20 protein-coding genes and 1 pseudogene are annotated in these 22,219 nt (G+C 66.9%); 12 read left to right on the forward strand and 9 right to left on the reverse strand.

The window, feature by feature from the left end; genetic code table 11:
* Window positions 1-20 precede the first annotated feature (20 nt).
* The 3 genes from A8M77_RS11470 to A8M77_RS11480 form a co-directional block, all read right to left on the reverse strand.
* Window positions 21-788, reverse strand: a complete 768-nt coding sequence (locus tag A8M77_RS11470) for a hypothetical protein (RefSeq protein WP_086921624.1) — start codon at window positions 786-788, stop codon at window positions 21-23.
* A 160-nt stretch (window positions 789-948) separates the two neighbouring features.
* Window positions 949-1,926, reverse strand: coding sequence for a polyprenyl synthetase family protein (locus tag A8M77_RS11475; protein WP_086921625.1), 978 nt, complete (start codon window positions 1,924-1,926; stop codon window positions 949-951).
* A complete protein-coding gene (locus tag A8M77_RS11480) occupies window positions 1,910-3,265 on the reverse strand; it encodes an eCIS core domain-containing protein (protein ID WP_086921626.1) in 1,356 nt (451 codons plus the stop codon). The genes A8M77_RS11475 and A8M77_RS11480 overlap by 17 nt, the downstream gene beginning before the upstream one ends.
* A gap of 434 nt (window positions 3,266-3,699) precedes the next feature.
* Here A8M77_RS11480 and A8M77_RS11485 point away from each other — a divergent pair, with 434 nt between their 5' ends.
* Window positions 3,700-4,416, forward strand: coding sequence for a Crp/Fnr family transcriptional regulator (locus A8M77_RS11485; RefSeq protein ID WP_086921627.1), 717 nt, complete (start codon window positions 3,700-3,702; stop codon window positions 4,414-4,416).
* A 76-nt stretch (window positions 4,417-4,492) separates the two neighbouring features.
* Entirely contained in the window at window positions 4,493-5,050 is a 558-nt protein-coding gene (locus A8M77_RS11490; protein ID WP_086921628.1) for a DUF1003 domain-containing protein, read from the forward strand.
* Window positions 5,051-5,064: 14 nt separating this feature from the next.
* Here A8M77_RS11490 and A8M77_RS11495 read toward each other — a convergent pair whose 3' ends face one another.
* Entirely contained in the window at window positions 5,065-5,385 is a 321-nt protein-coding gene (locus tag A8M77_RS11495) for a hypothetical protein (RefSeq protein ID WP_086921629.1), read from the reverse strand.
* A gap of 133 nt (window positions 5,386-5,518) precedes the next feature.
* Here A8M77_RS11495 and A8M77_RS11500 point away from each other — a divergent pair, with 133 nt between their 5' ends.
* The 3 genes from A8M77_RS11500 (at window position 5,519) to A8M77_RS11510 (ending at window position 6,838) form a co-directional block, all read left to right on the forward strand.
* Window positions 5,519-6,208 carry a Crp/Fnr family transcriptional regulator gene (locus A8M77_RS11500; protein ID WP_086921630.1) on the forward strand — a complete coding sequence of 230 codons (690 nt, stop codon included), beginning with the start codon at window positions 5,519-5,521 and terminating at the stop codon, window positions 6,206-6,208.
* A 116-nt stretch (window positions 6,209-6,324) separates the two neighbouring features.
* Entirely contained in the window at window positions 6,325-6,591 is a 267-nt protein-coding gene (locus A8M77_RS11505; RefSeq protein ID WP_086921631.1) for a hypothetical protein, read from the forward strand.
* Entirely contained in the window at window positions 6,566-6,838 is a 273-nt protein-coding gene (locus tag A8M77_RS11510) for a hypothetical protein (protein ID WP_086921632.1), read from the forward strand. Before A8M77_RS11505 ends, A8M77_RS11510 begins: the two co-directional genes overlap by 26 nt.
* A 21-nt stretch (window positions 6,839-6,859) precedes the next feature.
* Here the strand turns inward: A8M77_RS11510 and A8M77_RS11515 are convergent, their stop codons facing one another.
* Genes A8M77_RS11515 through acs form a run of 5 tightly spaced genes read right to left on the reverse strand, consistent with a single transcriptional unit; the run spans window position 6,860 to window position 13,324 of the window.
* Window positions 6,860-7,489, reverse strand: a complete 630-nt coding sequence (locus A8M77_RS11515) for a 3'-5' exonuclease (RefSeq protein ID WP_086921633.1) — start codon at window positions 7,487-7,489, stop codon at window positions 6,860-6,862.
* Window positions 7,486-9,306 carry a putative nucleotidyltransferase substrate binding domain-containing protein gene (locus A8M77_RS11520; RefSeq protein ID WP_086921634.1) on the reverse strand — a complete coding sequence of 607 codons (1,821 nt, stop codon included), beginning with the start codon at window positions 9,304-9,306 and terminating at the stop codon, window positions 7,486-7,488. Before A8M77_RS11520 ends, A8M77_RS11515 begins: the two co-directional genes overlap by 4 nt.
* A gap of 21 nt (window positions 9,307-9,327) precedes the next feature.
* Complete coding sequence (locus A8M77_RS11525) at window positions 9,328-11,052, reverse strand: cation acetate symporter (protein ID WP_086921635.1); 1,725 nt, start codon at window positions 11,050-11,052, stop codon at window positions 9,328-9,330.
* Window positions 11,049-11,357 carry a DUF485 domain-containing protein gene (locus A8M77_RS11530; protein WP_086921636.1) on the reverse strand — a complete coding sequence of 103 codons (309 nt, stop codon included), beginning with the start codon at window positions 11,355-11,357 and terminating at the stop codon, window positions 11,049-11,051. Before A8M77_RS11530 ends, A8M77_RS11525 begins: the two co-directional genes overlap by 4 nt.
* 2 nt (window positions 11,358-11,359) lie before the next feature.
* A complete protein-coding gene (acs, locus tag A8M77_RS11535) occupies window positions 11,360-13,324 on the reverse strand; it encodes an acetate--CoA ligase (RefSeq protein WP_272947434.1) in 1,965 nt (654 codons plus the stop codon).
* A 269-nt stretch (window positions 13,325-13,593) separates the two neighbouring features.
* Here acs and A8M77_RS11540 point away from each other — a divergent pair, with 269 nt between their 5' ends.
* The 7 genes and pseudogenes from A8M77_RS11540 (at window position 13,594) to A8M77_RS11565 (ending at window position 22,209) form a co-directional block, all read left to right on the forward strand.
* Window positions 13,594-14,631 (forward strand): zinc-dependent alcohol dehydrogenase family protein, encoded by a 1,038-nt coding sequence (locus tag A8M77_RS11540; RefSeq protein ID WP_086921637.1) that lies wholly within the window; start codon window positions 13,594-13,596, stop codon window positions 14,629-14,631.
* A gap of 130 nt (window positions 14,632-14,761) precedes the next feature.
* Window positions 14,762-15,028 (forward strand): annotated as a pseudogene (locus A8M77_RS37420) (anion permease); the annotation flags it as partial.
* 112 nt (window positions 15,029-15,140) lie between these two features.
* The gene (locus tag A8M77_RS37425) at window positions 15,141-15,428 is read left to right on the forward strand and encodes an anion permease (protein ID WP_443270950.1); all 288 of its coding nucleotides are present in this window, start codon (window positions 15,141-15,143) and stop codon (window positions 15,426-15,428) included.
* Window positions 15,425-18,238, forward strand: a complete 2,814-nt coding sequence (locus A8M77_RS11550; protein ID WP_238136783.1) for a cation-translocating P-type ATPase — start codon at window positions 15,425-15,427, stop codon at window positions 18,236-18,238. The genes A8M77_RS37425 and A8M77_RS11550 overlap by 4 nt, the downstream gene beginning before the upstream one ends.
* Window positions 18,239-18,422: 184 nt before the next feature.
* Window positions 18,423-19,373, forward strand: coding sequence for a MurR/RpiR family transcriptional regulator (locus A8M77_RS11555; RefSeq protein ID WP_086921639.1), 951 nt, complete (start codon window positions 18,423-18,425; stop codon window positions 19,371-19,373).
* Complete coding sequence (locus tag A8M77_RS11560) at window positions 19,370-20,326, forward strand: isoaspartyl peptidase/L-asparaginase family protein (RefSeq protein ID WP_086921640.1); 957 nt, start codon at window positions 19,370-19,372, stop codon at window positions 20,324-20,326. Before A8M77_RS11555 ends, A8M77_RS11560 begins: the two co-directional genes overlap by 4 nt.
* Complete coding sequence (locus tag A8M77_RS11565; protein ID WP_086921641.1) at window positions 20,323-22,209, forward strand: dipeptide ABC transporter ATP-binding protein; 1,887 nt, start codon at window positions 20,323-20,325, stop codon at window positions 22,207-22,209. The genes A8M77_RS11560 and A8M77_RS11565 overlap by 4 nt, the downstream gene beginning before the upstream one ends.
* Window positions 22,210-22,219: the final 10 nt, after the last annotated feature.

A 22,219-nucleotide genomic window follows, 5' to 3' on the forward strand; every position in this document is an offset into this window, starting at 1 on the left:
CGGTGCGCTTGACGAGCAATTCAGGGCGCCTTGCGCAATTCTTGCAACAGATCCGTCAGCCTCGAGGCCTTCGCCGCTGCGTGCTTGCCGGCCGCGTCTGCGAGCTTGCTCTTGGCAGCGTCGTTCCTGGTCGCAGCAACGGCGGCCTTGTCCTTGTCTGCTGATGCTGCATCCTGCCCGAGCTGCAGTTCCGCGGCGTATTTGTCGGGGGCCAGGATGGTCAGGTCCTTGACGATCTTGCCGGCCTCGGTCGCGAGAAAGTACAGCGCCACGTAATCGTTCTTCTTCTCGGCCGCTTCCGCCTGCACCAGCAAACCCTCGGCGGAGGTGATCGTCGCCATCAGCGTTTGTGCCCGGCTCATCAAGGCGTCGTAGGCCTCTTGCGACGCCATGGCCGCGGTCTGGGCGTCGAGCAGCGTTTTGGCCGCAGTCGCGGCTTCAGTTGCTGCATCCTTCACCTCTTTTTCTTGCGCTGTCAGCGAGCCATCGAAGTCGGCGACGACCTTGTCGACGCGCTTCTGGTCCTCCTTGATCTCCTCCTGCGCAAGGCTGACCTTCTGGGTCGCAGATGTGGTGACTTTCTTCAACCTCTGCACCAGAGGATCGGATGCCGCCTGATACGCCTGCCCGGCCTTGGTCACTTCGGCGATCTTCGCTTCCAACGCCTTGATCTCACCCTGCAGAGAACTCGCGCTCCTGTTCAGTTCGGTGATCCGGTCCAGGTCCTCTTTCAGCTTCAGCCTCTTGGCCTCGAGTTCATTCACGGGAGTTTCGGCCAACGCGGGCATGATGGCTCCTTCACGAAGATGGGCGACCGAGACAGGCGGACCACGCAGCTCGACTGTCACTGCCGGCAGCAAAGTCCCGTGGCCAGTCTAGGGAACGGAACCCTCACGCGCAAGATGGGGGTCCTCAAAAGTGGGGACCGATTGGCGTCTGTCTGCCGATCTACCCCGTTGGACCGTCGCCCGCGTCGACGGCCAGGTCATCGAAGACGCCGCGAGCGAAGCCTGTCAGGGTGTCTCTTCCCAGTTCGGCCAGGGGTTGGCGATCGATCTTTGCCATACCGAGCGATGCCAATGCGAGATCTCGCTCCTGCAATGCTGCGGCGAGCACGGCTTGAGCGGACCCGGAAGAAATCAGGAGTCTGCGCAACTCGCGCGATGCACCCAGCGACCACAGGCGTTGGACCTCTGTGCGATGGGCCCCGTGCATGCCGTGCACCAGGACCATGTTGCACCCCTTGCGTCCCGCAAGGTCACCGATGCCGCGCGGGGCGACGATCGAGTCCAGGTCGTCCAGCAGTTGCAACATGACGCCGACATGTTCGCCAAACGAGTGATAGGGCGCCGGATCGGCATGTGCGATGACGGCGCCCCCTGCACACATCAATGCCAGGCCGGCACCCGTCTTGCCGCGAAGGATGCTCCATCCTTGTTCAACGGACGGGGTCTCGAGGGTCAGATCGAGATCCTGCCCTGCGCCGGTCCGGAGTGTTGCCTGGGCGAATCGAGCAGTCAGAGCGGGACCGAAATCTGCCTCGAGCAGGGTGCGCCACGCAAGGGTCAGGGCTCCCGCCGACAGCGTGATGGTTCGGGCCTCCCCGGCGTCTTGCCATAGCGCCCCCGCACAGTCGCGGTCGGACAGGTCGTCGAGCCAGCGCGTACAGGTGATCACCAACAGGCAAGCAGCGCTGAGGGGCGCCGCACGCACCGGGGCGCCACCCGCCGCCGCGCACGATGCGAGCGGCAACAGGGCAGTCGGGGGCAGGCCGGGATCGATCAGACGCTCATGAAGGCGGCGCTCCAGTTCCGGCCATTCGCAGGACCGCGCCGCCTCCCGCAGACATGCGACGACGGCTGCGACCGAGGGGCCCAATGGATCGGCGACGCGCGATACGCGCTCCTGCTCACTTCCAAGCCGCATCGATGTCGTCAGCAGGGGCCGCCACCACGCCGGACAGCCATGCCCACTTCTCCAGCGGCGTGGCATCGAACACGTTGCTGCTGGTGCACTGTTCCTTCCAGTGCACCTCGAAGACCACGCCCGAGACCAGCATCGCCATGTGCAGCCCCCCACGCGCCGTGAGCACGCCGAACGGGACCTTCTTCAACTTCGCCAGCGAAGTGGCGTCCGGATGGGTGCCGGTTCCCCCTTTGGGCGAATAGTTCGTGACCAGTTTGTCTTTCTCGATCGGGATGTCGTAGTAGGTGCCCTTGCTGCGGGCCACCTGCGCCGAGTAGGCGTGCTCGGTGTCGTCAGCCCCGCCGGGCTTCTTGTCGACGAATTTGGTGTCTGGATTCCAATACACGGCCTTCCATCCAGCTTGCGTTTGGAGTTCCTGGATCAGCTCGGTTCCCTTGAGCTTGCCTCCGCTGCGCTTGTTGGCAGCGGCCATGATTTTGGAGAACGTCGCTCCATGCCCCTTGGCCGCGAAGGTCTCGCGCAGGACCTGAACCGTGTATTCGGTGCAGTCGGTTGGGCTCGGGGCTGGCGTGCGGCCCTGCCCGAGGTCCGCGGCCTTGCCCCCGACGTGCGTGCCGGCACCACTTTCGAGCAGTTGGATGTCGTGCGCCACGTCCATCCGTTCGGCCTTGGCAGCCGCCAGTTGTCCGAAGGACGACCCGGGCCGGTCGATGACGGCATCCAGTTCCGCCAGTCGCGCCTTCTTCTCCGCGAGAGGATTGACCTGTCCTTCCTCGCAGCTCCTGCAGCCTGCAACGCATCGCTGCTGAAGGCCGGGCGGGGCCGGCGTGAGGCCGCGCTCCCCGGCCCGAAGTCGCGCCCAATACGCTGCAGGGATGCCCGCGGCGCGGTCCCGTTCCAGCGAATCGATGCTCTCCGCATGACCTTGTCCGGCGACGAATCCATTGCGGGCCCCGTCGTGGTCCAGCGCGCGGCCAAGCCGTTGCTGGGCAACGTGCGCAAGCTCGTGCGCGATCAGGCCTCGCGACAGCGGGTGCCAGAGCTGGTAGGCCCAAGGCTGAACGTACACATGTTCGCCTTCCGTCAATGCGACGGCGCCCGCACTCCTCGCGCGGCGCCCGCCGTCGTCATCCGCGTGGACACGGACGGTACTGAAGTCGAACCCCAGGATGCGCTCTGCGTCCTGACGGCCCTCGGCCGGCAGCGGCCCGGCAGCATGGGCTGTCGGCTCCAGGCGCCTCCCGACTCCGCGTTGAGCCGCGGATCGGGCCCCGACCTGATCGGCCTCGGCTTCGTAGCCAGAGCCGACGGAAACTGACCGTCTCTGTCCGCGCGCCATCGTCTTGCCCTCTTTTCTCAGAGTCTGCCCACCTTGACGGACTTGTCAACAGTGGAGCGAGCAAGAAACAAGGCGTGTCAACGGGCCGCCGTCGCGATCCGCTACGCCGGAATCGCGCTGGTCGGCCGCGCCGAGGTGCGTCGGCCAGTTCGAAGGACGGATGACGCTGGGCGACGAGTTGCGTCGAGAGAATTGGGGACAGTCCCGGCATCGAGGAACCGCCCATAACGGGAGGGCGCCGAAGCAACCTCTACCAGCGCCGGATGACTGTCAGTTTGCAGCATGAAGCGATCCGTGGCTTTTGTCTGTGCGACGTCGCACGGTTCATTGTGCGATGGCGAACATTGTTTTCGGGTGAGGTACCTATAATCGACAGGCTCGTACTCCGAGCACATCCAAGGTCATCCCCGAAGTCAGAATTCCGGAAAAAAGCGATGGACCTTCGGCTTGAACCGAGAAAGAACCGCCTGCTTGACGCACTGCCCGAAGCCGAATGGCAGCGTTGGCTTCCGCAACTGGAAGCAGTCGAGATGCCGCTGGGCCAAGTGCTGTATGAGTCGGGCGCCACGTTGAGCCACGTCTACTTTCCGACCACCGCCATCGTTTCCTTGCTGTACGTCATGGAGAACGGCGCTTCCGCGGAGATCGCCGTGGTCGGCAACGAAGGTGTCGTGGGCATCTCGCTGTTCATGGGGGGAGAGTCCACGCCCAGTCGTGCCGTAGTGCAGAGCGCAGGTCAGGGCGTCCGGCTCAAGTCACAGGTGATCAAGGAGGAGTTCAACAGGGCCCCGGTCCTTCACCTCCTGCTGCGCTACACCCAGGCGCTGATCACGCAGATGGCGCAAACGGCGGTCTGCAACCGGCATCACTCGCTGGACCAGCAACTGTCCCGCTGGCTGCTGCTGAGCCTGGACCGGCTGCAGGGCACTGAGCTCGTGATGACGCAGGAACTGATCGCCAACATGCTCGGCGTGCGCCGCGAAGGCGTGACCGAAGGCGCACTCAAGCTGCAGAGGGCCGGTCTGATCAGTTATGCGCGGGGGCACATCTCGGTGCTGGACCGGCAAGGGCTGGAGCGGCGCTCCTGCGAGTGCTATGCGGTGGTCAAGAAAGAATACGACAGGCTTCTTCCGGACAAGATAGCCATCTAGACCGGCCGAATTTCATGCCGCGCCCCAGTCGGCGTGAGCGTCTCGGACTCCGTCCCGACGAACAGGATGTGGCGCCATGCATCGATCCGAGGACATCGCAACCAGGCTGCTGGGTTCGCGCTATGACGCTCTCGACGAGCGAACGAAGCGCATCGCGCGGCACGTGGCGGAGCGAACGCATGTGTCGCGCAATGTCGTGCAAGACGCCGATGGCGGGCAATCGTTCGGCCAGCGCGCGGCAGACGCGGTCGCATCCTTCGGTGGCTCCTGGACCTTCGTCGGGCTCTTCGGCACGACCATGCTGCTGTGGGTCGCGCTCAACGCGCTGCTCCTGGCTACCCGCGGTACGACCTTCGACCCCTACCCGTTCATCCTGCTCAACCTGTTTCTTTCCATGCTGGCGGCGGTGCAGGCGCCGATCATCCTGATGTCGCAGAACAGGCAATCCGAGAAGGACCGGATTCATGCGGAGCACGACTATGAGGTCAACCTGAAGGCCGAGCTCGAGATCATGCTGCTGCACGACAAGATCGACCAGTTGCGCGAGCGGCAATGGGAAGAGTTGCTGGAGATCCAGAAACAGCAGCTCGCGCTGCTGAAGGGATTGCTCGAGAGGACGACGCCGTCGTCATAGCGTCGTGGCGAGCCTCAGCGTGAACCTGTCGGGTTCATGATCTTCGAGGCATCCGCCACCTGCTGAGTCATCTGGGCCTGTGCTTCGGCCGCGATCCCCATGAGGCTCTCGGCATGCTCTCGCGCGAAGGTCGAATAGTTTTCCGTGAGACTGCGGATCAGGTCGGCCTGGGCCCCTGACGCGGCGGCTCCTCCAAAGGCCTTCTGTGCCAGCTCCAGGTACTTCTGTGCACTGGTATTGACCAGGTCGGTCATGTCCTGCGACTGCGCAAAACGCGTGATGAGCTCTGCATTCGCGGTCGAAAGCTTGACAAAGGGTTGGGTGAGGTCTTGCATTGCGGTCCTTTTCGGCGGTTGCCGATCAAGCATCATTTATAAGACGCCTTCGCCATCAGGTCTGTGCGCTGGCAGACAGTCGCGCCGGACAATTGCGCGCAGAGTGGCTCGTCCCCATCCCACGGAGCATTCCTTGGCCGCGATCGAGAACCACCTCATCGAACTGCTCCCGCGCAAAGACTGTCGGCGTCTGCTGGACGTCTGCGAACCGACCAACCTGGTCCTGGCCGACGTGATCCACGAGCCGGGCGCCGTAACCCGGCACGTCTACTTTCCGGTCGACGGCTTCATTTCTCTGGTGGCGCAGATCGACGAGCATCCCGGACTGGAAGTCGCCATGGTGGGTCGCGAAGGGATGCTGGGCTCGAACCTTGCCCTTGGCGTGGAGAGCGCAACCTTGCGCGCACTGGTGCAAGGTGCCGGTGCGGCCTGGCGCATCACCGCTGCCGACTTCCGGCGCGAACTGGCACGCAGCGCGCCCTTGCGACGGATCCTGGACCGCTACATCCAGGTCTCGATGTCGCAACTGGCCGCATCGGCCGCCTGCCTGCGCTTCCACCAGATCGGCCCGCGCCTCGCGCGTTGGCTCCTGATGAGCCAGGACCGCGCGCATGCCGACAGCTTTCACGTCACGCAAGAGTTTCTTGCCTACATGCTGGGCGTGCGCCGTGTGGGCATCACGGTCGCCGCCGGTGGCCTGCAGCGCTGCGGCTTGATCGCGTACAACCGCGGCACCCTCAGCGTGCTCGATCGCCCGGGACTCGAAGCAACGGCCTGCGCCTGCTATGCCGCTGACAGGAAATGCTATGCGGGATTGCTTTGATCCGGCGCGTGGCATCCGCGCCGTCCATGCCGTGTCTGTGCGCTGCCGAACTGACTGGTGGCGGCACCTGGAGTAGAACGGAACATCGGGCTCGCCCCGTTCAAAAGCAAGGCACCATGGAATACGACCGCGACTCAACGCGCCTCTCCTATCACGGCTGGGAGATCCGCAGCCACCTCACCAGCGCTTCCTTCGACGGCACCGTGGCCGCGGGGGCCATGTTGTACTTCGAAGAGGCATGCCAGTGCCACATCATCTCGTGCAGGCAATTCGCCAACGCCGGCGATGCCATCCAGGCCATTGAAACCAGGGCGTCGCTCTGGATCGACGACCGCGAAAGCCATCCCAGGACCTCCTATGTCGAACCCTCCCTTCTTTCATGAGGCCTCGGGCGCGGTCCATTTCTGGGTGCCCATCGACGACAAGCTCGTCGGCGCAAGCATCGGCAAGGAAACGCTGCACTACTGCTATCGGTCGACCGCCATCGACGACCAGCCGCTGGAGACCTACAAGCTTCACGCACAGGAGCTCGATGCGGCCGTGCGCCGGCGCGTCGCGGGTGGCTCCCGCGAGCCGGTGATGCTGCGCGACCACGACCTGCACGAGCCAGTGGGCAAGGGCATCGAATAAGCCCGAGGTGCGCAATCCCGCCTACAGCAGGCTTCGCAGCTTCACGAAGGCCAGGCCTGCCATGACGGCGTCGTCGAGTGCGTCGTGCGCCGCACGCAGCGGCAGGCCCAGGTCATTCATCATCGTCGCGAAACGCAGGTCGATGGTGCCGCCGCGCAGATGAGCGGAGAGCTGCCGGTTCCTGTAGTCGTAGTACATGGCCGATACCTCGATCTTCGGCTGCGGCAGTCGCAGACCCAGCAAGGGCCAGATCTCGCGGTTGAGCATCGCGACGTCGAACTCCAGGTAGTAGCCCACCAGGGGGCGGCTACCGATGAAATCCATCAGCCGGCGCATCGCCTGCGCCGCATCGATGCCGAGTGCGACATCCTGCTCGCGCAGCCGGTGCACCCGCATGTTCTCGGCGGTCATCGCCCGCTCGGGCCGCACCAGCAGTTCGAGGCGCTGGCTGGTCATCAGCCGGTTGCCGACGATGCGCACTGCCGCGATCGAGATGATGCGATCGTGGCGCACGTCCAGTCCGGTGGTCTCGCAGTCGAGCGTCACCCACTCGCCTTCGGGCGGCGCGTCGTACATGAACGCGAAGTGCGGATCGGCCAGGTGATAGAGCAGCCATCTGCGACGCAGCGCACCCGGCCATCGTGCCTTCATGCGCCCTCCAGGTGGAACTGGTGCCGCACCAGCGTCTTGAATCGCTTGACCACCGCGAGCGCATCCTTCAGCAGATCGCGTTCGAGGCTGCTCAGCCGCTCGACCTTCACGCTGCCGCTGATCGCCTGCCCTGCCTCCCATTCGGCCAGGCCGGCCTTCAGCTTGAGTTCCATCAGGAAGTGAAGGCTGTCACGAAGGTCGTTGGCCAGCTCAAGCGGAATGCGGTTGTCGGCCACCAGGGCGTCGAGCCTCGCAATGGTGCTGGTGGCCTGCACGTGGTCGCGCAGCGCCAGGCTGCGCACACCGTGCACGATGGGAAAGATGCCGGCCCTTTTCAGGTCGAGTGACTGCCGTTCGTGCTCGCCGAACAGCAGCAGACGACTCCACCATCCGCTGGGCGCGTCGGGGAACAGATCGATGGCGCGTGCAAACTGTCCGAGCAGCGCGTCATTGGCCACCACGAGATGATCGATCTCGGCGCGCACTGCGTCGAGCAACGAAGCGTCGCCGACGACGGCGTGCGCATCGATGAACGTGGCCAGCGCCATCAGCCCTTCGGGATCGGGAAGAAGCAGCCAGCGCCGCACCAGACCGCGGAACTCGCTCTCGCTGTGTCGCCATGCCGGGTTGCTGACCATGATCCTGCCCGCACAGTCGGGGTAGCCGAAGTCGCGCAGTGCGGCCGAGAAGCGCAGGCAAGCGGATTCCACGACGGCATCGCTGGCCGTCGTGGAGTCCCGCAGGACCAGTCCGTTGTCCTGGTCCGTCTTGAGCAGTTGCTCTCCGCGTCCTTCGCTGCCCATCACGAACAGGCAGCTCTGCGCCAGCAACTCGGGTGGCGCGATCAGTTGCCACGTGCGCTCAAACAACTTGGCGTTCAGCGCCTGCACCAGCTTGCCGATCTGGCCGACCCGTGTCCCGCCGCGGTACAGCAGCGCAATGAAATCAGTGATCTTCCCGGCTTCGGCGCGCAGTTCGTCGAGGCTCTGCGCGCGCACGATCCGAACCGTGATCAGGTACGAATGGTTCGAGAGGAAGCTCAACAGGTCGAGCTGCTCCAGCAGTCCCACGATGCGCGGCCCGTCGGTCACCACGAGCCGGTGCACCTGGTGCCGGATCATCAACGCCAGCGCATCGAACAGTGGCGCATCCGGCGCGATGCCGACCAGCGAGAAAGTCGCGAGATCGCGCACCGGCCGCCGGTCCAGCGGCTGGCCGTCGACGACCGCGCGCTGCAGGCCGGTATTGGTGAAGATGCCGAGCCGCTCGCCGTCTCGCACCAGCACGCTGCTGGAATGCTCGGCCTGCATCAGCCGGGCGACGGTCACGATGTCGGCACCGCCGTCGACCACGTGCGCCGGCCGCAGGAAGGCCTCTTCGACCCGCGACATCGTCAGCGCATGCATCTCGCGCTGCTCGTGGCGCTGCGCCAGCGCACCCAGCTTGTTCGACAGGTCCGAGAACAGCAGCGCCCCGAAGGTCGCGTTGCGGGCGATCAGGGCATTGACGGCGGCCTTGGCCAGCAAGTAGGCCACCACCTCTTCCGCGGCGACGAAGCGGCTGCTCGCGCGACAGGCCATCAGGGAGCGGCCGTCGAAGCAGTCGTTGGGCCCGTAGCCGGCCACCGCCTCGCCGCCGTGGAACTGCGAGACGTGGCCCTTGATGAGGATGAACAGGTGCGCGGGCTCGATGCCCGGCTCCAGGATCGCCTCCCCTTCGCGAAAGTACGCGATGTCCACGCTGTCGCGGACCAGCTTCCGCTCGGCTTCGTCCAGGCAATCGAAGGGCGAGGCTGAAAAGTCGAAGGCGTTGGGCATGGCCGCCAGGCACGAAGTGCCTCAGTGTCCGGATGCGCCCTCCGCGCCGATGCCCGTTTCCGAACGCACCTGCTGCGCCAGGAAGCCCGCCCGGTCCTTGGCGGCGCGCGGGCTCTTGTCGAGGATGGAGAACAGCCAGATTCCGACGAAGCCGATGGTCATGGAGAACAGCGCCGGCGACTGGTAGGGGAACAGCGCGGAGCCCGGGGGGTTGCCCAGCGTCGCTTCCCACACGGCCGGTGACACCACGGTCAACGCGACCGAGGAGACGAGCCCGAGAAAGCCGCCGATCACCGCGCCTCGGGTGGTGCAGTCTTTCCACAGCACCGACATCAGCAGCACGGGGAAATTGGCTGAGGCGGCGATCGCGAAGGCCAGGCTCACCATGAAGGCGATGTTCTGTTTCTCGAACACGATCCCCAGCACGACCGCGACGACGCCCAGCGCCACGGTGGTGATGCGCGACACCTTGAGTTCGGCCACGCTGTCGGCCTTGCCCTTCTTGAACACGGTGGCGTACAGGTCGTGCGACACGGCTGATGCGCCGGACAAGGTGAGGCCCGCCACCACGGCCAGGATGGTCGCGAAGGCCACCGCCGATATGAAGCCGAGGAACACGTTGCCGCCCACGGCCTTCGCCAGGTGAACGGCCGCCATGTTGCCCCCGCCGATCAGGCCGCCCTTGGGGTCGAGGAACTGCGGATCGGTCAGCACGAAGGTGATGGCGCCGAAGCCGATGATGAAGGTCAGCACGTAGAAATAGCCGATCCAGGTGGTCGCCCACAACACGGACTTGCGCGCCTCCTTGGCATTGGGCACCGTGAAGAAGCGCATCAGGATGTGCGGCAGGCCGGCGGTGCCGAACATCAGCGCCATGCCGAAGCTGATGGCCGAGATCGGGTCCTTGATGAAGCCTCCCGGCCCCATGATCGAGAAGCCTTCCGCGGCTGCCCCGGCGGGCGGCTTGCCCGCGGCGGTCGCGATGGCCGTCTTCACTTCCACCGCCTTCGCGAACATCGCCTCGGGACTGAAGCCGAAGTGCCACAGCACCATGAAGGCCATGAAGGTCGCGCCGGCAAGCAGCAGGCAGGCCTTGATGATCTGCACCCAGGTGGTCGCGGTCATGCCGCCGAACAGCACGTAGACCATCATCAGCGCGCCCACGATGACCACGGCGATCCAGTACTCCAGGCCGAAGAGCAGCTTGATGAGCTGCCCCGCGCCGACCATCTGCGCGATCAGGTAGAAGGCCACGACGACCAGCGTGCCGGACGCCGCGAACACGCGCACCGGCGTCTGCTCGAATCGGAAGGCCGCGACGTCGGCAAAGGTGAACTTGCCGAGGTTGCGCAGGCGCTCGGCAAGCAGGAAGGTCACGACCGGCCAGCCGACCAGGAAGCCGATCGAGTAGATCAACCCGTCGAAGCCGCCGACCATCACCGCCGCGGAGATGCCCAGGAACGAGGCGGCCGACATATAGTCGCCCGCGATCGCCATGCCGTTCTGGAAGCCGGTGATGCCGCCGCCGGCCGTGTAGAAGTCGGCCGCGCTCTTGGTCTTGGCCGCGGCCCACTTGGTGATGAAGAGGGTGCCGACGACGAAGGCGGCGAACATGCCGATCGCCGTCCAGTTGGTGGCCTGCTTCTCGAGTTGGCCGAGATCGCCGCCGGCGGCCTGCGCGGCACCGGATGCCGCCAGCAGGACCAGCAGGCCAAGCAGGCCCAGCGCGGGTATGGGGCGGCTCATTTCAGGGCCGCCTTGGCGATCTCGTCGGTCAACCTGTCGTACTCGCCATTGGCCCGGTTGACATAGATGCCGGTGATGACGATCGTGAACACGATCACCGCGAGCCCGAGCGGCATGCCGATGGTCGTGACGCCGCTGCCCAGCCGGGTCGCGAGGAAGGGCTTGTCGAAGGCGACCAGCAGGATGAAGCCGTAGTACACGACCATCATCGCCGCCGCGAGCCACCACCCGAAGCGGGAGCGTTGTGATTTGAGCGCCTGGTAGTTCGGATCGCGCAGGATCCTCGATGTCAGATCGTTTTCCATGCTCAGTTCCTTTCCATGAACTGTTCGAGGACGTCCGGGTTCTCCAGCGTCGAGATGTCCTGCGTGATCGCTTCGTCCTTCGCGATCGATCGCAGCAGGCGGCGCATGATCTTTCCGCTGCGTGTCTTGGGCAGGTTGTCGCCGAAGCGGATGTCCTTCGGCTTGGCGATGGGGCCGATTTCCTTGGCTACCCAGTTGCGCAACTCGTTGGCGATCTTGCGCGCGTCGTCGCCGGTCGGCCGCGGGCCTTTCAGCACGACGAAGGCGCAGATCGTCTCGCCCGTGGTCTCGTCCGGGCGCCCCACCACGGCGGCCTCGGCCACCCGTGCCGTGCAGGCCACGAGCGCCGATTCGATCTCCATCGTCCCCATGCGGTGGCCCGACACGTTCAGCACGTCGTCGATGCGGCCGGTGATGGTGAAGTAGGCGGTCTCGGCATCGCGGATGGCGCCGTCGCCCGCCAGGTAGTAGCCCTTGAGCTCCTGGGGGAAGTAGCTGGACCTGAAGCGCTCGGGATCGCCCCAGATGTTGCGGATCATGCCGGGCCAGGGCTTCTTCACCACCAGGAGCCCGCCTTGCCCGTTGGGCGCATCGTTGCCGATCTCGTCGACGACCGCGGCCGCGATACCGGGGAATGGCAGCGTGCATGAACCGGGCACCAGCGGCGTCGCGCCAGGCAAGGGCGTGATCATGTGGCCGCCGGTCTCGGTCTGCCAGAAGGTGTCGACGATGGGGCAGCGTCCGCCGCCGACATGCTGGTGGTACCACTCCCAGGCAGCCGGATTGATCGGCTCGCCCACCGAACCCAGGATGCGCAGGCTGCTCAGGTCGTAGCTGCGAGGATGCACCGCTTCATTGGCCTCGGCCGCCTTGATCAACGAGCGGATGGCGGTCGGCGCGGTGTAGAAGACGCTCACCTTGTGGTCCTGGATCATCTTCCAGAAGCGGCCCGCATCCGGGTACGTGGGTACGCCCTCGAACACCACCTGTGTCGCGCCGATCGCGAGCGGACCGTAGGTGATGTAGGTGTGGCCGGTGACCCAGCCGATGTCGGCGGTGCACCAGAACACGTCCTCATCCTTCATATCGAAGGTCCAGGTCGTGCTCACCGCTGCCTGCACCAGGTAGCCACCGGTGGAGTGCTGCACCCCCTTGGGCTTGCCGGTCGATCCCGAGGTGTAGAGGACGAACAGCGGATGCTCCGCGCCGACCCATTCGGGCTCGCAGGTGTCGCCCTGCTTTCCCGTCTCCTCGTGCATCCAGCGGTCACGCGACGCGTTCCAGGCGATCTGGCGGCCCGTTCGCCGGTAGACGATCACGTCCTTGACCGACTCGCAGCCGCCGAGCGCCATCGCTTCCTCGACGATGGCCTTGAGCGGCAACTGCTTGCCGCCGCGCAACTGTTCGTCGGCCGTGATCACCATCACCGCACCCACCCCCGCGATGCGGTCGCGCAGGCTCTGTGCCGAGAAGCCACCGAACACCACCGAATGCGTGGCGCCGATGCGCGCGCAAGCCTGCATGGCCACGACGCCCTCGACACTCATCGACATGTAGATGACGACGCGATCACCCTTCTTCACACCGCGGGCCTTCAGCACGTTGGCGAGACGGCAGGTGCGCGCGAGCAAGTCGCCGTAGGTGACGCGACTGATCCGGCCGTCGTCGGCCTCGAAGATGACGGCCACCTTGTCGCCCAGGCCGCGCTCGACGTGGCGGTCCAGGCAGTTGTAGGAGGCATTCAGCGTGCCGTCCTCGAACCATTTGAAGAACGGCGCCTCGCGCTCGTCAAGCGATCGCGTGAAGGGCGTCTTCCAGCTCACGAACTCGCGGGCCAGACGCGCCCAGTAGGCGCCGTGATCGGCGTCGGCCTCGGCCACCAGCTTTCGATAGGCCGGCATACCGGATACGTGCGCGCCCTTCATGGCGGCCTCCGGAACCGGATAGTTGATCGCTTCATCGCTCACCTGAATCTCCTTGCGTGGCAAGGCTTGTTTCAGTCAAGCGCTGAATCCCTTTACCAACACTCCTACCCTGCGCGCGCCAGGTGATTGAGTCTGTGCGGTAGCACACCAACGGGGAGAACTTCCTCGGCGCGCGAATGCGACTGCGCGCACGTCGATGGCCGCGCGGTTTGTGTGCGGCGGCGTACAGACCCGATGCGCCCGACTCACTACAAAGGTACTTGACGGGACGCCGCAAGCGGATCCCCGACCCACTGCAAAGAAAGCCCCCCATGCAAGCCCTCGTGTACCACGGCCCCGGCAAGAAGAGCCTTGACGACCGTCCCAAGCCGACCCTCCAGATGCCCACCGACGCGGTCATCCGGATCACGCGCACCACGATCTGCGGCACGGATCTGCACATCCTCAAAGGCGACGTCGCGTCCTGTCGACCCGGAACCGTCCTTGGCCATGAAGGCGTGGGCGTCGTCGATGCCGTCGGTCCGGGAGTCGCCACGTTCAAGCCTGGCGACAGGGTCCTGATCTCCTGCATCACTGCGTGCGGCCGCTGCGACCCCTGCCGAAAGGGCATGTACTCGCACTGCGCGACCGGGGGCTGGATCCTTGGCAACAGCATCGACGGCACGCAGGCCGAGTTCGTTCGGATCCCCTATGCCGACACCAGCCTGTACCCGATCCCACAGGGCGCGGACGAAGAGGCGCTGGTCATGCTCAGCGACATCCTGCCGACCGGCTTCGAGTGCGGCGTGCTGAACGGCAAAGTCCAGCCGGGCTCCAGCGTCGCCATCGTCGGTTCGGGGCCGATCGGGCTGGCAGCGCTGCTCACGGCGCAGTTCTATTCCCCGGCCGAGATCATCATGATCGACCTGGACGACAACCGGCTCGCCGTCGGCAAGCGCTTCGGAGCGACGGCCACGGTGAACAGCGCTGCCGGCGATGCGGCGCAGCAGGTGATGAAGCTTACCGGCGGACGGGGCGTGGACACGGCCATCGAGGCGGTGGGCATCCCCGCCACGTTCGAGCTCTGCGAGGACATCGTGGCACCGGGCGGCACCATCGCCAACGTCGGTGTGCATGGAAGCAAGGTCGATCTGCATCTGGAGAGGCTGTGGTCGCACAACATGACGATCACCACGCGGCTGGTTGACACGGTCTCGATTCCCATGTTGCTCAAGACCGTGCAGTCCCAACGCATCGATGCCAGGCAACTGATCACGCACCACTTCAAGCTCAGCGACATCCTTCAGGCCTACGACACCTTCGCCAACGCCGCCGATACGAAGGCGCTGAAGGTCATCCTCGAGGCGTGACGGCGCGATGAGTGCCACCTCCGAGCCGCCTCTTGCCGTCCCGGCGCTGGAGGCGTTGGCATCGGGCCGCGGCATCGTCAGGAGAATCGGACTGATCGCGGCGCCTGCCGCACTCATCGCCATCGTTTGGATGCCGACACCGCAGGGCTTGCCGCCTGCCGGGCAGGTGATGCTGGGCATCCTGGCCTTCGCCGTCATCGCCTGGATGACCGAGGCGCTCGACTACGCGGTGAGCGCGGTGGTGATCGGTGCGCTCATGGTGTTCCTGCTGGCCCATGCGCCCGATGCGGCCAGGCCCTCCGGCGCCGACATGGGCACCGGGGCGGCGCTCGGCCTGGCCTTGTCCGGCTTTTCCAACAGCGCCGTCGCGCTCGTTGCGGCGGCGTGCTTCATCGCCGCGGCGATGACCGCGACCGGTCTGGACCGGCGCATCGCCCTGGTGGTGCTGTCCAGGGTCGTCAACGACCATCGCTGCCATCGCACTGATGCTTCTGCCCCGCCTGGGCGTGATGGATTGGAAGGAATCGCAGCGAGGCTTCCCTTGGGGAACCGTCGTCCTGTTTGCCGTCGGCATCGGCGTGGGAACGGCGCTTCTGCGAACACAGGCCGCGGGATGGCTGGCGGATCTGATCGTCCAGAACCTCGGGTTGCGCCAGGCCAGCGCCTTCGCGATCCTGATGCTGTTGTCGCTGTTCCTGATCGTGATCCACCTCGGGTTCGCGAGTGCGACCGCCGTACATGACCCAATCGGCCTGACGACATGGCGAAGGAAGGCAGTCGCGACCACCCGTCCATGAAGGACGCCGACGACGTCGCGCGGACGCTGGGGGCCGACCTTCGCCACGGGCTCACTTCGCAGGAGGCGTCGCGCCGGCTCTCGGAGAATGGCCGCAACGAACTTCGCGCAGCGCCGCGGGTACCCGCCTGGCGGCGCTTCCTGTCGCAGTTCCGGGATCCGCTCGTCTACCTGCTGCTGGCCGCCATCGCGATCACGCTCGTCGCCTGGGCCATCGAAGGCTTCGCGGGCTGGCCCCTGGACACGATCGTCATTGCGACGATCGTGCTGCTCAACGGGGGGCTTGGCTACGTGCAGGAAGCCAAGGCGACGGACGCCGTGGCCGCGCTGGCCCGGATGACCGCCGTGACTTCGGCCGTGGTGCGTGACGGGCAATCGATGCGCATTCCCAGCGCCGAGCTGGTGCGCGGCGACCTGCTCGTGCTCGGTGAAGGTGACGCCGTGGGGGCCGATGCGCGGCTGGTCCAGGCCACGTCGCTGCGCGTGCAGGAATCCTCGCTGACCGGAGAGAGCGAAGCCGTGCTGAAGGATGCCACCACGCTGCGCGAGCCGGCGTCGCTTGGCGATCGGCTCGACATGGTGTTCAAGGGCACGGCCGTCGCGCAGGGCACCGGTCGCGCCGTCGTCACGGCGACCGGGATGGACACCGAAATGGGGGCGATCGCCGAGATGCTGGAGGCTACCGCGGACGAGCCGACGCCGCTCGAGAAGGAAGTCGGACGCATCGGACGCATGCTGGGCGCCGCCGTCGTCATCATCGCCGCGGTGGTGGCAGGGACCATCCTGCTGATCTCCGACATCCGCAGCGCCGCCGATGTCATTTCCGTCCTGCTGCTCGGCGTCTCGCTGGCGGTAGCTGCCGTCCCCGAGGGACTGCCGGCGATCCTGTCCGTGGTGCTCGCAATGGGAGTGCAGCGGATGGCCAAGCACGGCGCCATCGTCAAGAACTTGTCATCCGTGGAGACGCTCGGATCGGCTTCGGTCATCTGCTCGGACAAGACCGGCACGCTGACCCGGGCGGAGATGACCATCGAACGGGTGATGACCGTCTCGGGCAGCACCCGCATCACCGGGGTGGGCTACGCGCCGCAAGGTCGGGTCGAGTACGAAGCTGCCGAACTGGCGGGTGGGCCGCTTCGGGACGAGCAGATCCTGGTCCTGAGCGGCGGCAGCCTGGCTGGCAATGCGGACCTGCGCCAAGGATCCGGGGGCGCTTGGGAGATCCAGGGCGATCCGACCGAGGGGGCGTTCCTGGTGGCCGAGCGCAAGCTGGGGGCCACCGAGCGGCGCGAGCGGCGTTTCGAGCGCATCGGAGAAATCCCGTTCACGTCCGAGCGCAAGATGATGTCGACGATCCAACGCGATCGAGAGCACGCCGATGAACTCGTGGTGATCACCAAGGGGGCCCCGGACGTCCTGCTCGATCGGTGTACCCGGGCGCGGGTGGGATCGGATGTGGTCGAACTGGACGAACCGCTTCGGGCACGGATCCTGGCCGAGGTCGGAACTCTTTCCGACGCGGCACTGCGCACGCTGGCCGTGGCCTACCGGCCGCTCGGCCCCGGGAAGGACCCGCTGATCACGGAATCGCTCGAACGTGACCTCGTGTTCGCGGGCACCGTCGGCATCATCGATCCGCCACGCGAGGAGGCAGCCGCGGCCATCCGCGAAGCGCGGCGGGCAGGCATCCGGGTGATCATGATCACCGGCGACCACCCGCGCACGGCGGCGCGCATCGCCACGGACCTCGGGATCGCGGGGGCCGACGCGGCCGCGCTGAGCGGGAACGAGATCGACGCGCTGGACGATGCGGCTTTCGCGGAGGCGGTGCGCAAGACATCTGTCTACGCCCGGGTGGCGCCCGCGCACAAGCTGCGCATCGTCGATGCGCTGCAGGCCGACGGCAACGTCGTCGCGATGACGGGGGACGGCGTCAACGATGCACCGGCGCTGAAGTCGGCGGACATCGGCATTGCGATGGGCGTGACCGGGACCGAGGTCACGAAGGAAGCCGCCAACATGATCCTCGTCGACGACAACTTCGCCACGATCGTGGAGGCCGTGCGCGAGGGACGCGGCATCTTCGACGGCATCCGCAAGTTCCTGCGCTATCTGCTGGGCTCGAACATGGGCGAGGTGCTGACGGTCTTCCTGGGCGTCGTGGGAGCAGGGGTGATCGGGCTCACAGGCGCAGAGTCAAACGCGGGCGGCGCGGTGGTTCTGCCCCTTCTTGCGACGCAGATCCTCTGGATCAATCTGATCACCGACTCCGGGCCTGCGCTGGCGATGGGTGTGGACCCGCCGACCGACGACGTCATGGCGCGCGAGCCGCGGCGGCTGGACGAACGCGTGATCGACGCGCGGATGTGGGCCGGGGTGATCCAGGTCGGAGCCGTGATGGCCGTGGTGACGCTGCTGACGGTCGACATCTTCCTCCCCGGCGGGCTGATCGAGGGCACGCGTGACCTCGCGACCGCGCGCACGGCAGGCTTCACGGTGCTGGTCTTCGCCCAGTTGTTCAACTGCTTCAACGCTCGCTCCGAGACCGCCAGTGCGTTCTCTCACCTGTTCGTCAACCGGTGGTTATGGGGCGCGGTCGGACTGTCGGTGCTGCTGCAGGTAGCCGTCGTCCATCTGGGCTTCCTCAACCTCGCCTTCGGCACGGTGCCGCTGGCGCTCGATCAATGGATGCTGTGCGTCGCGATGGCCAGCGCGGTCCTGTGGTGCAGCGAACTGCACAAGTGGATAAGTCGCCGGTCGCGGTCACACGCACCACGCCGCACGGCGCCTATGCTGAAGCGCGAAAGCTGACTCCCGGATCGCGGTTCAATAGAGTACCCCCACAGGACGACGGCCGCCGGTTCGTTGGCTGCAGCATCTCGCGGGCCCACAGCTTGCTTATTGGCCACCGATGATTGAAAATTTTCTTTCGTTGCACCGTTCTGTAATTTTGTTTACATTCGCCGCACCCTGAAGGGGCATCCCGCCCATTCGCATGCAGCCCTCTTCCGCCACTACCGTCCCCCAGCGCATCGCCCAGGCGCTGCCGCAGCTCACGCGCTCGCACCGCCAGGTGGCCGACTACGTGCTGGAGCGCCCGCTGCAGGTCGCCACCTTGCCCATCGACGAGCTGGCGGCCATGGCCGGCGTGTCGGTGGCCACGGCCAACCGCTTCGCGCGGGCGCTGGGCTTCGACGGGTATGCGAGCTTCCGCGCCGAACTGGTGCGCGGCTTCGAGCCGCTGGTGGCGCCGGTGGAGCGGCTGCGCGGCAACCTGGCCAATCCGTCGAGCGTGGCCGAGGTGTTCTCCATGGCGCTGGAGGAAAGCCAGCGCAACATCGAGGCCACCCGCCATGCGCTGGACCCGGCGTCCTGCGAGGCGGCGGTCGAGCGCGTGCTGGGCGCGCGCACGGTCTTCGTTGCCGGCTTCGGCGCCAGCGCCTGGCTGGCCGGGCTGCTGCACCACGGACTGGATGCCTACTGTGCCGACGTGCGGCTGCTGCCCTCGATGAGCGGCGTCACGCACGGTGCGCGCTCCCTCGCGCGCGGCGGGTCCCGCGACCTGCTGGTGGCGCTGACCTTCCCGCGCTACCTCACCGACACGCTGGCCCTGACCGGCATCGCCCGCAAGCAGGGCATCGGCGTGCTGGCACTGACCGACCGGCCCAGCTCGCCGCTCGCGCCGCTGGCCGACATCACGCTCTACGCGCAGACCGAGACGCGCTTCCGCCCCAATTGCGAGACCAGCGTGCTGGCGCTGGTCGAGGCGCTGACCAGCGCCGTGGCCCTGCGCGCGCCGGGCGCCTTCCAGGCCGCCAGCAAGGTGGTGCAGACCGTCATGCCCTGGCTGCACGGCGCACAGGATCTGCGCGCGACCCCGGCCAGCGCCAGAATCAAGAAGAGGCTGGCGCGCCAGCGGCCGGCCGGAAAGAAGAAGACCCGATGAAAAGCTCCCCCGTCATCGCCATCCATGGCGGCGCCGGCACCATCAGCGCGGCCGCGCTGGACGCCTCGGCGGCGCAGGCCTATCACGATGCGCTGCGCGTCATCGTGCAGGCCAGCCAGGCGCTGCTGCTGAAAGGCGCCCCGGCGCTCGACGCGGTGTGCCTCGCCGTCGAGATGCTGGAAGACTGCCCGCTCTTCAATGCCGGCCACGGCGCGGTCTTCACCGCGGCCGAAACGCACGAGCTCGATGCCGCCGTGATGAACGGCGCCGACCTGCGCGCCGGCGCGGTGGCGGGCGTGAGCCACATCCGCCGGCCGGTGCGCGCTGCCCGCGCGGTGATGGAGGACGGCGCCCACGTGCTGCTGGCCGGCGCCGGCGCCGAGGCCTTTGCGCGCGAGCGCGGGCTGGAGATGGTGGAGCCCGCCTACTTTTCCACCGAGGCGCGGCGCGCCCAGCTGCACCGCGCGCAGGCCGCGAACCGGGTGGTGCTCGACCATGACGGCGCGGCCGGGTCAGGCGCCCCATTGGACGAAGGCCGCAAGTTCGGCACCGTCGGCGCCGTGGCGCTGGACCTCGCGGGCCACCTGGCGGCCGCCACGTCCACCGGCGGCATGACGAACAAGCGGGTCGGCCGCGTCGGCGATTCGCCGCTGATCGGCGCCGGCACCTACGCCGACGACAAGCGCGCCGCCGTCTCCTGCACCGGCACCGGCGAGATGTTCATCCGCGCGGCCGCCGCCTACGACGTCTGCGCGCGCATGCGCTATGCCGGCCAGTCGCTGGCGCAGGCCGCCCAGGCGGTGGTGATGCAGTCGCTCCCGGCCATCGGCGGCAGCGGCGGGCTGATCGCGGTCGACCGGCTGGGCAACGTCTGCATGCCCTTCAACACCGAGGGCATGTACCGCGGCCACGCCCGCGGCACCGATGCGCCGCAGACCGCCATCCATCGATGAGCGCCGTCCTCCAACCCTCTTCCGCCGGCGCCGCGCTGCAGCTGCCCGAACAGCGCGTGCTCGAGGTCGACGGCCTCACCGTGCGCTTCGCCACCTCCGAACGCACCGTGGACGCGGTGCGCAACCTGTCGCTGCACGTGGACCGCGGCGAGACGCTGGCGATCGTGGGCGAGTCCGGCTCCGGCAAGTCCGTCACCTCGCTCGCGCTGATGCGGCTGGTGGAGTACGGCGGCGGCCGCATCGTCGGCGGGCGCATGGGCTTCCGGCGCCGCGACGGCCGCGTCCTCGACCTGGCGAAGGTGTCCGATGCCACCATGCGCGGCATCCGCGGCGCCGACATCGCGATGATCTTCCAGGAGCCGATGACCTCGTTGAACCCCGTGTTCACCGCCGGCGACCAGATCGCCGAGGCCATCGCCATCCACCAGGGCAAGGACCGCGCCGCCGCCAGCGCCGAGGCGCTGCGCATGCTGGAGCTGGTGCGCATTCCCGAGGCGCGCAGCGTGCTCGCGCGCTACCCGCACCAGCTCTCCGGCGGCATGCGCCAGCGGGTGATGATCGCGATGGCGCTGTCCTGCCGGCCCTCGCTCCTGATTGCCGACGAGCCGACCACCGCGCTGGACGTCACCATCCAGGCCCAGATTCTCCAGCTCATCCGCGAGCTGCAGTCCGAGATGCACATGGGCGTGGTCTTCATCACGCACGACATGGGCGTGGTGGCCGAGGTGGCCGACCGCGTGCTCGTGATGTACCGCGGCGACAAGGCCGAGGCCGGGCCGGCGGAGCAGATCTTCAAGGCCCCGCAGCATCCCTACACGCGCGCCCTGCTCTCCGCCGTGCCGCAGTTGGGCGCGATGCACGGCACCGACCTGCCCGCGCGCTTCGAGCTGCTGCAGGTGGATGCCGCCGGCGTGAGCGTGGTGGACAACGCCCCACAGGACACGGTGCGGCGCGATGCCCCGCCCATCCTGCGCGTGAAGAAGCTGGTGACGCGCTTCGACCTCAAGAGCGGCCTGTTCGGCCGCGTCACCCGCCGCGTGCACGCGGTGGAAGGCATCAGCTTCGACCTGCAGCCGGGCGAGACGCTGGCGCTGGTGGGCGAATCGGGCTGCGGCAAATCCACCACCGGCCGCTCGCTGCTGCGCCTGGTCGAGAGCCAGGGCGGCGAGATCGAGTTCCTGGGACGCAACGTGCTGGCGCTGCCCACGGGCGAGCTGCAGGCGCTGCGGCGCGACATCCAGTTCATCTTCCAGGACCCCTTCGCCTCGCTCGACCCACGGCTGACGGTGGGCTTCTCGATCATGGAGCCGCTCCTGGTGCACGGCCTCGCGAAAGGCGCCAAGGCGCAGGAGCGGGTGCGCTGGCTGCTTGAAAAGGTGGGCCTGCCGCCCGAGTACGCGCAGCGCTACCCGCACGAGTTCTCCGGTGGCCAGCGCCAGCGCATCGCGATCGCGCGCGCACTGGCGCTCGACCCGAAGGTGGTGGTGGCCGACGAATCCGTCTCGGCACTGGACGTCTCGATCCAGGCGCAGATCGTCAACCTCATGCTGGACCTGCAGCGCGAGCTGGGCGTGGCCTTCCTCTTCATCTCGCACGACATGGCGGTGGTGGAGCGCATCAGCCACCGCGTGGCCGTGATGTACCTGGGCCAGATCGTGGAGATCGGCCCGCGCCGCGCGATCTTCGAGAATCCGCAGCATGCCTACACGAAGCGGCTGATGGCCGCCGTCCCGGTGGCCGACCCGGCGCGCCGCACGCAGAAGCGCCCGCTGCTGCAGGGCGAAGTCCCGAGCCCGGTGCACCCGGCAGGCTACGAGCCGGAGATCCGGCCGCTGGTCGAAGTCGGCCCGGGCCATTTCGTCGCGCGGGCCGGCGGCTTCTGAGCACCCCCAG

The sequence above is a fragment of the Variovorax sp. JS1663 genome (genome assembly GCF_002157355.1).
Classification (GTDB): domain Bacteria; phylum Pseudomonadota; class Gammaproteobacteria; order Burkholderiales; family Burkholderiaceae_C; genus Variovorax.